This window comes from Streptomyces sp. NPDC029466 (genome assembly GCF_055574515.1).
Window position 1 is genome coordinate 304491 of the sequence record NZ_JBVHZH010000001.1, and the last position, 15229, is coordinate 319719.

At 69.4% G+C, this 15229-nt stretch carries 11 protein-coding genes; 10 read left to right on the top strand and 1 reads right to left on the bottom strand.

The features are described from left to right. Positions 1 to 48: 48 nt before the first annotated feature. From ACZ4XD_RS01375 to ACZ4XD_RS01420, 10 genes are all read left to right on the top strand, one after another. A complete protein-coding gene (locus tag ACZ4XD_RS01375) occupies positions 49 to 993 on the top strand; it encodes an oxidoreductase (RefSeq protein ID WP_468037028.1) in 945 nt (314 codons plus the stop codon). Positions 994 to 1021: 28 nt separating this feature from the next. Further along, positions 1022 to 1666, top strand: a complete 645-nt coding sequence (locus ACZ4XD_RS01380) for an RDD family protein (RefSeq protein ID WP_468037030.1) — start codon at positions 1022 to 1024, stop codon at positions 1664 to 1666. Between the two features lie 169 nt (positions 1667 to 1835). After that, a complete protein-coding gene (locus ACZ4XD_RS01385) occupies positions 1836 to 3821 on the top strand; it encodes an APC family permease (RefSeq protein WP_468037032.1) in 1986 nt (661 codons plus the stop codon). Positions 3822 to 3857: 36 nt separating this feature from the next. After that, positions 3858 to 4655 carry a maleylpyruvate isomerase family mycothiol-dependent enzyme gene (locus ACZ4XD_RS01390; RefSeq protein ID WP_468037034.1) on the top strand — a complete coding sequence of 266 codons (798 nt, stop codon included), beginning with the start codon at positions 3858 to 3860 and terminating at the stop codon, positions 4653 to 4655. A gap of 295 nt (positions 4656 to 4950) precedes the next feature. Then, positions 4951 to 5319 carry a hypothetical protein gene (locus ACZ4XD_RS01395; protein ID WP_468037036.1) on the top strand — a complete coding sequence of 123 codons (369 nt, stop codon included), beginning with the start codon at positions 4951 to 4953 and terminating at the stop codon, positions 5317 to 5319. 104 nt (positions 5320 to 5423) lie between these two features. Further along, positions 5424 to 5918, top strand: a complete 495-nt coding sequence (locus tag ACZ4XD_RS01400) for a hypothetical protein (RefSeq protein WP_387240250.1) — start codon at positions 5424 to 5426, stop codon at positions 5916 to 5918. 98 nt (positions 5919 to 6016) lie between these two features. Then, the gene (locus tag ACZ4XD_RS01405) at positions 6017 to 12997 is read left to right on the top strand and encodes a toxin glutamine deamidase domain-containing protein (RefSeq protein WP_468037038.1); all 6981 of its coding nucleotides are present in this window, start codon (positions 6017 to 6019) and stop codon (positions 12995 to 12997) included. A 3-nt stretch (positions 12998 to 13000) separates the two neighbouring features. After that, positions 13001 to 13351 (top strand): toxin-antitoxin system YwqK family antitoxin, encoded by a 351-nt coding sequence (locus ACZ4XD_RS01410; protein WP_387240242.1) that lies wholly within the window; start codon positions 13001 to 13003, stop codon positions 13349 to 13351. Between the two features lie 228 nt (positions 13352 to 13579). Further along, the gene (locus ACZ4XD_RS01415; RefSeq protein WP_468037041.1) at positions 13580 to 13897 is read left to right on the top strand and encodes a hypothetical protein; all 318 of its coding nucleotides are present in this window, start codon (positions 13580 to 13582) and stop codon (positions 13895 to 13897) included. Between the two features lie 50 nt (positions 13898 to 13947). Further along, positions 13948 to 14265: a hypothetical protein gene (locus ACZ4XD_RS01420; RefSeq protein ID WP_468037043.1), complete on the top strand. Its 318-nt coding sequence runs from the start codon at positions 13948 to 13950 to the stop codon at positions 14263 to 14265. Between the two features lie 358 nt (positions 14266 to 14623). Here the strand turns inward: ACZ4XD_RS01420 and aac(6') are convergent, their stop codons facing one another. After that, positions 14624 to 15145, bottom strand: a complete 522-nt coding sequence (aac(6'), locus tag ACZ4XD_RS01425; RefSeq protein ID WP_468037045.1) for an aminoglycoside 6'-N-acetyltransferase — start codon at positions 15143 to 15145, stop codon at positions 14624 to 14626. Between the last annotated feature and the right edge of the window lie 84 nt (positions 15146 to 15229).

Sequence of the window (15229 nt, forward strand, 5' to 3'; positions counted from 1 at the left end):
CCTCACCGGGCGGCGTAACCTGGTTGCCCCCTACGGAGGAGTGCAGGCGTGACCAGGTGGAACACCAGCCACATCCCCGACCAGACCGGCCGCTCGGTGGTGGTCACGGGCGCGAACAGCGGTATCGGCTATGTCACCGCCCGCGAACTGGCCCGCCAGGGCGCCCGCGTACTGCTGGCCTGCCGCAACGAGACGCGCGGGATCGCCGCGCTGGACCGGCTGCGTTCCGAAGTCCCCACCGCCGAGGCCGAGTTCCGTGCCCTGGACCTGGCCGATCTGTCCTCCGTACGGGACTTCGCCGCCGCCCTCGACGACTTCGACGGTGACCGCCTCGATCTGCTCATCAACAACGCGGGGGTGATGGCGCTGCCGCACCGCACCACCGCCGACGGCTTCGAGATGCAGTTCGGCACCAACCACCTCGGCCACTTCGCGCTGACCGGGCTGCTGCTGCCCAAACTCCTCGCCACCCCCGGCGCCCGGGTCGTCACCGTCTCCAGCATGCTGCACGCCTTGGCCGACCTCGACTACAGCGACCTCAACAGCGAGCACTCCTACCGCCGCTGGATCGCCTACGCCCGCTCGAAGAGCGCCAACCTGCTCTTCGTCCACGAGCTGACCCGGCGGCTGGCCGCGGCCGGTTCGCAGGTCGTCGCGGCCGCCGCGCACCCCGGATACGCCGCCACCAACCTCGCGACCGCGGGCGTCCGGATGGAGGGCCGCACCTCCACCGAGCGCATGGTCGAGCGGGCCAACCAGGTGCTCGCCCAGTCCCCCGACGGCGGCGCCCTGGGCACCCTCTGCGCGGCCACCGCCCCCCACATGCGCCCGGACTCCTTCATCGGGCCGCGCAGCGGACTGCGCGGCGCCCCCGCCCAGTGCTTCCGCGCCCCCTGGACCAAGAAGGACGCGAACGGCGAGCGCCTGTGGGCCGCCTCGGAACAACTCACCGGTGTGCGCTACGACTTCTCCCGGCCCGCCGCGGCGTTCTGACCCGCACGGCATGGGAAAATCCGGACCCGTGTACGAGCGACCTCTTTCTCCGCAGCAGCCCTCCCCGCAGGGCCCGCCGCCCCCGCATCCCTACCAGCCGCACCCATATCAGGAGGCGCCGCAGCCATATCAGGGCGCGCCACAGCCGTATCAGGGGGCGTCACAGCTGCAGCAGGGGGCGCCGCACCCGTATGCCCCGCAGCCGGCTGCGCGGTCCCCGTACGCACCGCCCGCCGCGGCGGTGCGCATCCCCGACGAGGCGCGACCGCTGCGCCGGTGGGGAGCGCTCCTCCTCGACGGCCTGCTGGCCCTGACCGCCGCCTACATCGCCCTGAACTCCGCCGAGCACGCCGGTCTGCCCGCCCTTCAGACCTGCTACGCCGTCGCCGGCGCGGGCTTCGGGCTGTCGTTCCTCAACCAGGTCCTGCTGACCCGTATCGCGGGCGCCAGCCTGGGCAAGTTCGCGGTCCGTACCCGTGTCATCCGCGAAACGGACGCCAGCCGTCCGCGCCTTCCCCGACTGTTCCGCCGCTGGCTGGGCGGCTACCTCTTCATCGTGATCTGGATCATCGCCGCCTGCTTCGAGATGGACGACGACCCCGAGGACTTCTGCGGGGTCCGCCTGGTCCGCTACAAGGACCTGCGGGCACTCGTTCCGGCGTACGGGCGCTGAACGGGACGGAGTGCGGTGGCACGGTGGGGTGCGGCCGCCCCACCCCCGTCAAGAACCCGTGAAGAACGGCCCGTTGTCCGCCAAGGGCCCGCCAAGGCCGCGGACGACGGCCGTCGCGCCCCGCACGCTGGCCTGGTCCCGCACGGTGCGCACGGAGGTACGACGAGCAATGCCGCAGGTGTCCCCAGCCGAGGGCCGACCGGAGGAACCGCCGGATACCGCCACCGCCGCGGTCACCGCCAACGGGCCGGGCGGCAGGGGTGACGGCCCCCACTCCGGGGCCGGGTCCGGCTCCCACTCCGGCCCCCACTCCGGGCTCGCCCACGCCCCCCGCGGCGCCGCCGTTCCCGAGCCCGACGCCCGTCACCGGCTCACCGCCCTCCAGGGGCTGGCCGCCCTCTCGCTCGACGCCATGGCGTCCGTGGCCTACGGCCCCGAGTCGATCGTGCTGGTTCTGGCCGCGGCGGGCGGCCACGGCCTCGGTTTCACGCTCCCCGTCACCCTCGCCATCGCCGCCCTGCTCGCCGTCCTGGTCGCTTCGTACCGTCAGGTGATCGCGGCCTTCCCCGATGGCGGTGGCTCGTACGCGGTGGCCAAGACACACCTCGGCCGCCGTACCGCCCTGTTCGCCGCCGGCTCCCTCGTCCTCGACTACGTGCTGAACGTCGCGGTCTCGGTGACGGCCGGTGTCGCGGCCCTGACCTCGGCCTTCCCCGCCCTGCACGACGACCGGGTGGGTATCTGCCTGGCGGTCCTCGCCCTCATCACCGCCCTCAACCTGCGCGGTATCGCCGACTCGGCCAGGGCCTTCCTCGTCCCCACCGCCGTTTTCGTCGGCGCCGTCCTGACGATGATCGCCGTCGGGCTGTTCCGTACCGCCCCCGCCGCCACCGTGACCGCCGACGGACACGCCTCCGTCGTCGCCGACCACGCCCCCGCGGTCGGTGCCCTGCTGCTGCTCAAGGCGTTCGCGTCCGGCTGTTCGGCGCTGACCGGGGTCGAGGCGGTCGCCAACGCGGTGCCGTCCTTCCGGGCCCCGGCGGTCCGGCGCGCCCAGCGCACCGAGGTCGCGCTCGGCGCCCTGCTCGGAGTGATGCTGATCGGGCTGTCCGTCCTCATCGTCCGCTTCCACCTCCAGCCGGTCGAGGGCGTCACCGTCCTCGCCCAGCTCGCGGACGCCTCGCTCGGTCACAATGCGGCCTTCTACGTCGTCCAGTTCGCCACCATGGTGCTGCTGGCCCTCGCCGCGAACACCTCCTTCGGCGGCCTGCCCGTCCTGATGGGCCTGCTGGCCCGGGACAACCACCTGCCGCACGTCTTCGGCCTGAAGGCGGACCGTCAGGTGCACCGCCACGGCGTGCTGGCGCTGGCCGCCGTCGCCGCCGCGCTGCTGGTCTTCTCCGGCGGCGACGTGAACACCCTGGTCCCGCTGTTCGCCCTAGGGGTCTTCGTCGGCTTCACCCTCTGCCAGATCGGCATGGTCCGGCACTGGCGGCGTGCACGCTCCCCCAGGTGGCGCGGCAAGGCCCTGCTGAACGGCGTCGGCGCCCTGCTCACCGGCGTCTCGGCGGTCGTCGTCACCGCCACCAAATTCACCGAGGGCGCCTGGCTGATCGTCCTCGCCCTGCCCCTCCTCGTCCTCACCTTCGAGGCGGTGCACCGCGCCTATGCCCGGATCGGCGCCCGTCTGGGCCTGGGCCGCCTCCCGGAACCCCCGCGCCGCGCCCGCTCCCTGGTCGTCGTCCCCGTCTCGCACCTCTCCCGGCTCACCGGCGAGGCCCTGAACGCGGCGGTGTCCCTCGGCGACGAGGTGGTGGCAGTCACCGTCACCCACGACACCCCCGAGGACCGCCCGGCCACCGAGGCCCTCCGCCGCGACTGGGAACTCTGGAATCCCGGCGTCGACCTCCTCGAACTGCCCTCGGCCACCCGCTCCCTCGGCCGCACCGTCGCCGCCTACGTCAGCGAACTGTCGGCCCGTCACCCCGGCAGCCGTATCACCGTGCTGATCCCGGAGGCCGAACCCGCCCGCCTCTGGCAGCGGCTGCTCCAGAACCAGCGCGGCGCGGTCGTCGCACACGCGGTCCGCCGCGACACCGACGCGGTGATCTGCCGGCTCCGCTTCCGCCTGACGGCGCCCGCTCACACGTGGTGACCGCTCATTGTCAGTGGGTGCCCTTACCGTGACGACATGGACGCCACCATGGAGTACGACGACCACTGCGCCGAAATCGTCCATCAGGCCGAACTGCTGAGCTCCCACCTCGACGAGAACACGTCCCTGACCACCTCGGTCCCTTCCTGCCCCGACTGGAACCTCGCCCAGCTCGTCCGGCATCTGGGCGAGGCCCACCGCTGGGTCGAGGACCTCGTCCGGACCCGGGCGACCGAGCCCCCGCCGGAGACCGCCCTCCGGGTCCTCCCGCGCGAGACCACCGAAACCCCGGCCGCCCTCGCCGCCTGGCTCACCGAGGGCGCCCGGCTCCTCGCGGACACGCTCCGCGCCGCCGGCCCCGATGCCCGGATCTGGACCCCGCTCCCCTCCGGCTCCCCGCGCTTCTTCGCCCGCCGCATGGCCCACGAGACGGTCATGCACCGGGCCGACGCCGCGCTCACCCTCGGCGCGGACTTCACCGTCGGCCGGCGGGTCGCCCTCGACTGCCTCGACGAGTGGATGGAACTGGGCTCCCTGCCCGAGATGTTCGACTTCCACCCCGACCGCCGCGCCCTCCTCGGCCCCGGCCGCACCCTCCACTTCCACGCCACGGACACCCCACCGGAAGCGGCCGCCGACTGGCTCGTCGACCTCACCGGCGACACCCTCGCCTGGCGCCGCGCCCAGGAGCCGGCCGCCGTCTCCGTCCGCGCCCCCCTGACGGACCTCCTGCTCCTCATCTACGGCCGCGTCCCGAGCGACCGCGACACCTTCGCCATCACGGGCGACCGGGAACTGCTGGAATTCTGGCTGTCACGGGTGCTGTTCGGGTGAGGTCTGCGCACCCTCCACCTGTCCAGCCACCCCCAGGGAGCCGGCACTATGACCGATGCTCCCGCTCGATGAACAGTGTCTGGAGACCGTATGACCTCGCTTCGGCCGCCGTCCGACGCCATCGCGCTGTTCCGCAAGTTCTACCGATCGGACACGCTGGAGAGCTGTACAGGAGAGCGGTGAAGCCACGGGTTCGCCGGCCGGCTGCTGCCGCCCGGACGTCAACTAATGGGCCCACCACGGCGTGAGTTAAGTTGACCAGCGTCCACCGGATCAGCAACAGGGAGTCAGCACGATGACCGAATTCAACCAGCCGGACAGCGCCCCCGGCCTGCCCCCCACACCGCCCGTGATCCGTCCCCAGCTCGGGCCGCACCCTCTGCCGACGAATGAGGCAGAGGCCCTGGAGATCGGTCAAAAGCACTTTCCCGAGGTCGGCTCACCCGGTGGACCGACCGACCTGTACGTGTATGAATTCGACATCGGCTACCTCATCCATGCGGGCTGGCCGGCGAACGAGGACTCCACTGGCCGTCCCTCGGATCCGGGCGGAAGCAACATCGTCATCTCCAAAATCGACGGCGAGGTGGCACGCGTGCCCAACTTCCCCGAGGAGGATGCGGCGGAGCTTTATCGCAGGGTGTACCGCCCGAACAGCTCCTGAGCCCGACGGGTCGCCCGCCGGGGGGAGCTGGCGGGCGATTAGCGATGCCCGTTAAACTTTGACTTGAATCGGATGAAGTAACCAGCAGGAGCACGGGGGATGTTGTGGCTGGCGCTGGCGGGTTCCAGACGGACGTGGAGAGCCTCAAGACCGGGGGGACGAACCTCATCAAGCTCGGCGATGACTTCGCGTCGTCGGTCGCGCGGCTGATGGACGGCCTGCACAAGCAGAATGCCGGCCCGCCGAGCAACGGCAAGGAGAAGGCGCCGCCGGAGAAGTCGCAGGGCGAGCAATTCCTGAGCGGTCTGCTGACCTTCAACAGCAAGGACGGCGCCCCGCCGTGGGGCGATGACGAGATCGGCGAGAACTTCGGTGTCGTCTATGAGGGTGTGCGGGACGGCATGTACGAGTCGATGGGTCATCTCGTCGCCAAGTTCCAGGAGATCGGCAAGGCACTGAAGTCGATGTCCAAGAACCATGCGGAGAACGAGGACTTCAACGAGTCGCTGATGAAGCAGCACGTCGAGAACAAAAGGGCCTGGCAGGACCCGACGGTCGACAGCAATGTCCGTACCTCCATCACGCCTCCGAGGCACTGACCGCCGCCGGCCGCTCCACACACTTTCTGCCGTAGTGACCTGTCCGGGTCACGTCCGGTACGCGCCTGAATGCACATTTTTTACGGGGGAGTTCCACCTTGTCTTTGAATCCACCGGATGCCGTTGAATGGGTCCTGGACATGCTCGGCTTCAACTGGCCGCATGCAGACGAAGACAAAATGATGGAGTGCGCGCAGGTCTGGCGTGATTTCGCGGCGGAGGTCGCGGAGCACCAGGCCCGCGGCGCCACCTATGCGAACAATGTGCTCGGAGAGAACTCTGGTGATGCCATCGAGGGGTTCAGCAAGGCATGGGAGAAGCTCGGCGGCAATTCGGGGTATCTGAGCGATGCCCGTGAGGCGGCCGAGACCATCGCCTTCACCTTCGAGGCCGCCGCCATGCTGGTCCTCGGCATGAAGGTCGCCGTGATCGTCCAACTGGTGATTCTGGCCACGGAGATCATCGCAGCGCAGGCCGCGGCCCCGTTCACTCTCGGTCTGTCCGAAATCGGGGGCGCGGCCGCCACTCTGGCGACACGTGAGGCGGTCCGCCGGATCCTCAAGAAGGTCGCCCAGCAGCTCCTTGAAGCCATCATGGAGGCCGCCAAGGAGCCGGTGATCTCCGCACTGCAGGCCATGGCTTCCGACCTCATCGCCCAGACCGTCAACCAGAACTTCGGCGCCCAGAAGGGCTACGACCTCGGCCGCACCGCCAAGGAGGGGCAGAAGGCCGCCACCGACGCCCTCGAGAACACCGGCGAAACCCTCGGCGAGAGCCTCCGCGACGGCGCCGGCAGCCGCGCCGGCCGCCGCGCCCGCGGCGGCCTGGACAGCGCCGCGGGCCACGGCAGCGACGGCAGCGACTCCACGGACGGCGGCAGCGACGGCGGTTCCAGCGGGTCCGGCAGCGGGTCGGGGTCCGGTAGCGGCTCCCGTAGTGGGGCCGAGGGCGGCGGGTCCGGCAGCGGCTCCGACGGGGGCGGCTCCGGAAGCAACTCGGGTGCCGGTTCGGGTACCGGCTCCGACGGGGGCGGCTCCGGCCGCGCCTCCGGTGACTCCGGCGGCGACGGCGCGGGCAGCGGCAACCGCGGCGGTTCGGACACCGGCGGTGCCACCAGCCACACCCCCCGCGCTTCGGACAACGCGGGCGCCGGCGGCACGGACTCCGGCAACAGCTCCCCCACGGACTCGGGTACGGGTACGGATTCGGGTGCGGGCACCAACCCGAGTGCCTCCGCCGACAGTTCCTCCCAGGGCTCGGCCCCCTCGCGCAGCACCCCGGAGTCCCAGCCCCTCCCGCCGCCGGACCAGCGCTCCCCCTTCGACGAGGGCTACTCCGGCGGCAACGACAACCCGTACGGGATGTCCCCCACCCCCGACTCCGAACGCGCTCCGGACAGCGGCCCCACCCCCGACTCCGGGCACACGCCCGAATCAGGGCCCTCCCCGGACACCTCCCGCCCCGACGCGGACTCCCCCAGCACGCAGCCCACCCCCGACGACACCCCTGACTCGGCGCGCCCGGCCCCCGACTCGATCAGCACCCAGCCCGCCCCGGATCACACCCCCGACGCCGCCCGCCCGGACGCGGACTCGGTCGGTACGCAGCCGACCCACGACAACACCCCGGACGCGGCGCGCCCCGCCCCCGCCGCGGACCCCATCAGCACCCAGCCCGCGCCGGGCCAGTCCCCCCAACAGGACGGGCCTGCACACCCGGACGCGCCCCAGCAGACACCGACTGCCTCGCCGAGCCCGGACGCCGTACCCGGCAACCCGCCCTCCGTCGGCGACAACTCTCACGACGCGGGCAGCAACGGCACCTCCAACGGGGACAGCTCCGCGGGCGGCGGCCGCGCCTCGATGCCGCACGCCGGCATCCCTTCGCAGGGCGCCCCCGTACAGCACGCCCCGTCGTCCGGCCAGCCCATCCAGCAGCGTGACCCGGCTCCCGGCGACCCCATGCCCACGGTGGACGACTCGGACGACACCACCGTCACCACCCAGTCCGCGGGCACCGCCACCATGCCCCCGCCCACCCAGCACACCGCCGACACGGGCGCGCCCGCCACCCACACCCCGCATCAGGCCCAGCCCAACACCCCTCCGGCCAACGGCCCTCAGGCCAATGGCCCGATGATGACGGGCGCCATCCCACCCCAGGGCGGCCCCGCCACGCCCCCGCCCCGCAACAACGGCAGCAACAGCGGAAGCCACCGGAACGAGACCGGGAACAGGAACGCTCCCGCGGACCCCAACCGCCGCCCCGACGGCTCCCAGGCCATCCACGACCCCACCCAGCGTCGCCGTCCCGAGCCTCCGCCCCACAACCCGCGCCTTGACGGGCCCCGCCGCGACACCCCCACCACTCCCCCCGGCAACAACCGCCGCCCCGACGGCTCGCAGATCGTCCGCGATCACACCGAGCAGCCCACCCCCGACCGCCCCCCGCACAACCCCCGTCTCGACGGCCCCGCCCGCGACGATGGCTCCCGGCCCGAGAACTCCGATCCTCATCGCCCGGACTCGCCCAGCCAGGACGACAGCCGCCCGCCGACCCCTGCCGACCCGAGCGGTGATACCACGCGTCCTGACTCGCCCGGTGCGGACCGCCCTCAGGCCGACGGCCCCGACCAGGCTCCGTCACGCCCGGACGCCCAAAACCCCGGCGCACCGAACCCCAACTTCCCCCACCTGCAGCAACAGCCCTACGCGCAGCAGCAACAGCCATACGCCCAGCAGCAGCCGCACGTACAGAGCCAGCAGCCCCACCAGCAGCCGTACGCTCAGCAACAGCCGCAGCAGCACCAGCCCACGCTCCAGAGCCATACGCCCCCTCAGCAGCAGCACCCGCAGCAGCACGCACCCCAGCACCAACAGCCCCCGCACCAGCCGCAGCACCAGCCCGACCCACAGCAGCCGGCTCCCCACCAGCAGCAGGCTCCGCACCACCAGTACCAAAACCCCCACCAGGCGCAGCACCTGCCGAATCAGCATCCCGACCACCAGGCTCCGGTCCCGCAGCCCCCGCACGTCCGGAGTAACTCCAACGTACGGAGCGGGCTCAACCACTTTCCGCACGGGCTGTATTCGCCGTTCCCAGGCGACCAGCGGGCATTGGAGGCGAGCTTTCCGCGGAACCCGGACGGCACTCCGCGGCCGTTCAACGACCCGTTCCAGCCCTGGGCCCAGTTGCAGAACGACGGCGGCATCAGCGTCCTCGGCCGGTCCAACAACTGCGCCGACTGCACCCGCTCCTTCATGGATTCCTGGTACGGCAACCCCCAGGTCTCCGCGCCCCGCACCATGGACCCGGACGGCAGGGGCGGTATCGACGACAGGACCGGTGAGCGGGACGGTGCCGCCCACATCGAGCAGTATGCGGGCACCGGGTTCCGTTCCTCCGGCAAGAACTCCAAAGACGGCTATGCCCGCATAGCCGACGAGCTTCGCCAGGCCGGCCACGGCGCATCGGCAGCAGTCCTGGTCACCTGGCCGAAAAAGCGCAACGGCCAGCCCGGCGGCGCACACGTCTTCAACGCCGTCAACCACAACGGCAAGGTTGTCTGGGTCGACAGCCAGAGCGGCGCGGTCAGCAAAAAACCCATCAACACCAAGGCCGCAGAGGTCTGGCATCTCGTCCTTGACGCCAACCGACAGCCGTTTGTCCCCGCCACGGCCCAGCAGCAGCAAGCCCAGGCGAACGCCCAGGCACAACAGCAGGCCCACGCTCAGGCGCAGCAGCAGGCCCAGCAGGCCCACCCATACACCCAGCAACAGCAGCAACAGCCCAACCCGTACCAGCAGCACCAGCAGCAGGCACCGCAACACCAGCCGAGCCCCTACAACCAGCCGTACCAACAGCCCGGCCCACACGCCCAACAGCAGGCACCGCACCCCCAGCAGCCGGTCCCGCAGCAGCAGCCCTATCCGCACCCCCAGCAGCAACCGGGTCCGTTCCAGCAGCACCAGCAGCAGGTTCCACACCAGCAGCCCAACCCGTACCAGCAACAGCAACCTGCCCCCTATGCACAGCCGCATCAGCAGCAGGTTCCGCAACAGCAGCCGAGCCCGTACCACCAGCAGCCGACGCCGCAGCAGCAGCCTCAGCAACCGAACCCCTACCAGCAGCACCCACCGCACGCCCAGCACCAGGTGCCGCAGCAGTCAACCCCTCAGCCACAGCAGCAGGCGCCGCACGCCCAGCAGCCCCAGCCGCAGCACCAAAGCCCGTACAACCAGCAGCAACAGCCCAACCCGTACCAGCAGCACCACCAGCAGCAGGCACCGCAACACCAGCCGAGCCCGTACCACCAGCAGCCGACGCCGCAGCAGCAGCCTCAGCAACCGAACCCCTACCAGCAGCACGCACCGCACGCCCAGCAGCAACCCCAGCCGAACCCGTACGCCCAGCACCAGCAGCCGCAGCAGCCTCCACAGCAGCAGCCGAGCCCGTACCACCAGCAACCACAGCAGCAGGCACCACAACAGCAGCCCAGCCCGTACCACCAGCAGCCGATTCCGCAGCAGCAGGCACCGCACGCCCAGCAACAGGCACCGCAACAGCAGGCACCGCACGCCCAGCAACAGGCACCGCAACAGCAGGCACCGCACATCCAGCAACAGGTGCCGCAGCAGTCGACGCCTCAGCCACAACAGCAGGCACCGCACGCCCAACAGCAGGCTCCGCAGCAGCAGGCACCTCACCAGCAGCAAGCACCCCACACGCAGCAGCCGCAGCAGCAGACCCCCCACCAGCAGCAAGCACCCCAACAGCAGACTCAGCCCCATCACCAGCAGAGTCCGCACTCACCGCAGCACCAGCAACAGCCGACGCACGAGCAGCCGCCCAACAGCCAGGAGAACGCCACACCTCCGCAGAACCAGGCGGGGGACCCCAACGCCCACGGCGCGATCCGCAACGATCTCAACCACCACCCCCACGGCCTGCTCGCTCCGAACCCCCACGACCAGCAGGCGCTGCAGAACGCCATGCCGCGCAACGAGGACGGCACCCCGCAGCGCTTCGCCAACCCCTTCGACTCGTGGGCCCAGCTCCAGAACGACGGCGGCAACACCGTTCCCGGCCGCAGCAACAACTGCGCCGACTGCTCCCGCTCCTTCTTGGAGACCTGGTTCGGCAACCCGCAGGTCTCCGCACCCCGTACTCCCGACACCGACAAGGACGGCAAGCCCGACACCTGGTCCCCGGAGCGGGCGTCCAATGAGAACCAGATTCGCTGGAGCGGCGCCAAGCACACCTACGCCGGAGAGGGCAAGGACCCGAACACCGCCGCCCGCATCGCCAATGACCTCCTGAAGGCCGGCCACGGATCGGCGGCGATCGTCCAGGTCAACTGGCCCAAGCCCAGGGGCGGCGGCCATGCCTTCAACGCCGTGAACTACCACGGCAAGATCGTCTGGATCGACACCCAGACCGGACAGGTCAGCCACGACCCCATCCACATCTCCAAGGCAACGCACGCGTTCTACATCCCGCTGGACGCCAACCGCCGGCCGCTGCACGCGGACAAGGCGGTGCCCAAGCCCGACGACGAGTCTGCAGCCGAGCAGACCGAGCCCAAGCAGGACCCCAACACCACCGAACAGACCAAAACCAACACGGACAACACCTCCACCGACCAAGCGGAGGGGAAGCCCGAGAACTCACCGGCCGAGCAGACCGAATCCAAGCCCGACAACACCCCCACCGAACAGGCCGAGTCCAAGCCTGAGAACACCCCCGCTCCGCACACCGACACCCCGGCGGACGAGTCGCCCGGTGACGCCGACGACACTCCGTCGGACGAGGCGTCTACCGGCGAGGACTCCACTACGGGGCCGGAGAATGCGCCCATCGATACGCAGGAGCCCACCACTTCCAGCGATCACGAAGGTGCGCCCAAGGGCCACGGCTCGAGCGTTTCGCAGCACCTCGCCAACGCCCTTCGCCACGACCGCAATCCGTTCATCTACGGCAGGCCCGAGGCACCCGGCAGCCAGCTACCGCCGAACTCGCACGACGAGAACCCCGACGACACCGGCCAGCCGACCTCGACACCGACCCCTGAGAGCCTCACCCGGCCCGAACCCAACGGGCCGGCCGAGCCGTCCGGCGACGATCACGACACCGCGCAGCAGGAAGACGACAACAAGCCTCCTGCCGACCCTGCGGAAGAGGAAGCCGACCAGACGGCCGACCACGACGAAGAGCAGGGCGACGAAGCCGACGAGCCCACCGAGCGGCACAAGCCCCTGTCGGCGAGCAACGAACGGGTTGATGATCCCATTAGCTTCGGGGCTGCGGAGGACCCGGGCGACGCACCGGACATCAGTGACCCCAAGTTCCAGCTGGACAAGTCGCGGGGCGCCATTGTCGAAACGATCGACCTGACCGATGAACGTGTGAAGATCGAGAACGAACTGATCACGGAGATCGACGAAAAGCCGGTCAAGCAATACCTTCAGGAGCTTTCCCACCAGCGCGCTCTGCATTACGCCGAGCTGGGATCGACGAAACGTGAAGGCCCGTGCTCGGCCCTTGCGATCGACCTTCGGACCGGAATCATCACCGAGGGCGTCAACGGTACGGCGAAGAACCTCATTCCGCCGGAACACCTCCATCCGTTGCTGCGAGACAACTACATGGACATGGCCGAGTGGATGCATCCGCTGATGGACTCACCGGACGTGCCCACCCAGAGGCCTGCGACCGACGAAAACGGCAGGCCCATTCCGGGAGAGAGGGTGCCCTGGATCCTGGAAGGGCAGGCCCACGAGGACCAGCCGTTGCGGCATGCCGAGGTCAAGGCCGTGAACGAATTGCTGTGGGCGCGTCAACGGCAGCAAGAAGGCGAGCTCGATCGAGAAGTGCTGAAGGAAATGCGGTTCGACCCCCGCTGGTTCAAGAACCCCAGCAGAGACAACCCTGACTTCACACCGGGAGACTCCGCACCGGCCTGCGCAAACTGCAACTGTATACTCAGGGACATCCCCAGCTTCTCCGGCCGTTACCACTTCTCAAATCGCGATTATCGAAGGCAAGAGCCGCAAGGATACGAGCCACCCGCCTCGGAGTAACGAATGCGCATCGACGACGAAGACACCTACTTGGAAGACGGCAACATCGTCTACTACCAAGACAATCCGTTCACCGGCGAAGTCGTTACACACGACGAAGAGGGCCGAGTGATCAGCCTCGTCTCCTACCTCGAAGGTTACGAGTCCGGCCCACAGACCGAGTGGTACCCAAATGGGTCGAAGAAGGAGGAGGGCACTTGCCGGTTGGGAGTGGCTGTTGGCGAGTGGCGTACGTGGTACCCGAACGGCCAACTCGCTGAGTTCTCGGTCTTCAGCCCCAAGGGGAGGTACCTGCAGCGTCAGAAGTGGGACGAGGAAGGAAACCTCACGGTGGACAAAACCTACACGGCGTGAGGCATGGCCATGCGCATTGAATTTGCAGACACTTACTAGGATGAGAATTCGTGCGTCCATGAAGAAGACGAACGCAGGTAGGACCTGAATGTGGGAGATTACGCAGACGGCATCCCAATGACCATCTGGCCGAGCATCCGTAGGGTTGCTCGACGCCGAGCGGTCGACGAATTTCCCACATAACACTTCGCCAGCACCCAGGCGAAACCCGCGCATCAAAGGAGCTACATGGCCAGCCAGCAGGACAATCCCACTCCGCCCACCACCCCCGACGAAGCGCTCGCCATCGTCCGTAGCCGCTACGCCGAGCCGACGCTGGCGGACGGCTCTCCCGCTCCGGTGCAGGTCGAAGAATTCGACATCGGCTACCTCGTGTCCGCCGACTTCGACGACGACACGGACGCATCCGGCGAACCGCAGCCGGCTCCGGCCGGCGGCTCAATGATCATCGTGGCCAAGGAGACCGGCGAAACCGTCACCGTGCCCAACCTCCCCGCGGAATCAGCCATCGAGCTCTACCGACAGCAGCGCCAGTCCCCCGCCTGACACGAAATGCCTCGGACACTCAGCGCCGTCGGCGCCGAAGGCAAAGCATCATGACGCAGAACGATTCCAGCGACACCCAGGAGGAGTCCCGGACCATCGGGCCGAAGACCGCTGGCGAAGCACTGGACGCAGCCCGCGCCCACTTCCGGCCCCGCTGTCGCGACGGGACCCCCGCCTCCCTGCACGTCCAGGAATTCGACATCGGGTATCTCGTCCATGCCACGTTCCCGCCCACCGAGCCCCGCTCCTTCGGCGGAAGCCACCTGATCGTCTCCAAAACTGACGGCGCACTGACCTTTGTGCCCAATCACCCGCCGCGTTCCGCCATCGCCCGCTACCGCGCCGAGCGGGCGGGGAATCCCGTATGACCTCGCCTGACGCGCCAGATGCCCACCAGCCCGATCGACCGGTACCGACCAGCGCAGAGGAAGCTCTGGAGATTGCCCGCACGGAGTACACGCCTGTCTGGCCGGATGGCACCCCGGCTCCGCTCAGAGTGCGCGAGTTCGACATCGGATATCTCGTGTATGCAGAGCTCGCGCCGCACCCGAGGACCACACCGACGGGAGAACGCCGACGCCCCAGGAGTCCTGGCGGTATCTGTGTAGTGGTCGCCAAGGACACCGGCGAAATCTGCCGGGTTCCGCTACGGCCGCCGGCTGACTCCATCGCGCTGTACCGGAAGTTCTACCGAGCGGACACGCGGTGAGGCGACCGGGCTGTCCCTCAGGTCAGTTCATCCGCCAGCAGATCCATCAGCAATCCGTCCGCCCAGCCCCCCGTCCGGTAGTCGCGCCCGTAAGCCTGCATGATTCCCACGGGTTTGAAACCGACCTTGCGATAGCTGCGGATGGCGGCGGTGTTGGCGGCGGCCGGGTCGATGGTCAGGCGGTGGTGGCCGCTTTCCTGGATCAGCCAACGGGCGAGGGTGCGGACGGCGTCCGTACCGAGGCCCTTTCCGTGCCGGCTCGCCGTGATGAAGACGTCGATGGCGGCGTGCCGGAATTCGGGGTCGGTCTCCTCGGAGAACTGGATCGCGCCGATGACCTCGTCGTCGACGAGAATGGCGAGCATGTCCTGGTAGTCGTCGGGCACCGACCACCATGCCGCGACCTCCGGTTCCCGGACGATGATGCCGAGTGTGGGGATGTCCGCTTCTGTCGTCGGCCGTAGCACAACCGCCGCTCCACGCAGTTCCCCTGGTGCTCCGCTCGCTTGCTGTCGGCTGTCACCGCGGTCCGAGTTCATCCCTGCAGTGTCCCGCGCAGGCAGGCCCGGACAGCCGACCGTGGCGCGCAATTCGGTCAAGATAGGGGCCGCCGTATCGCGCAG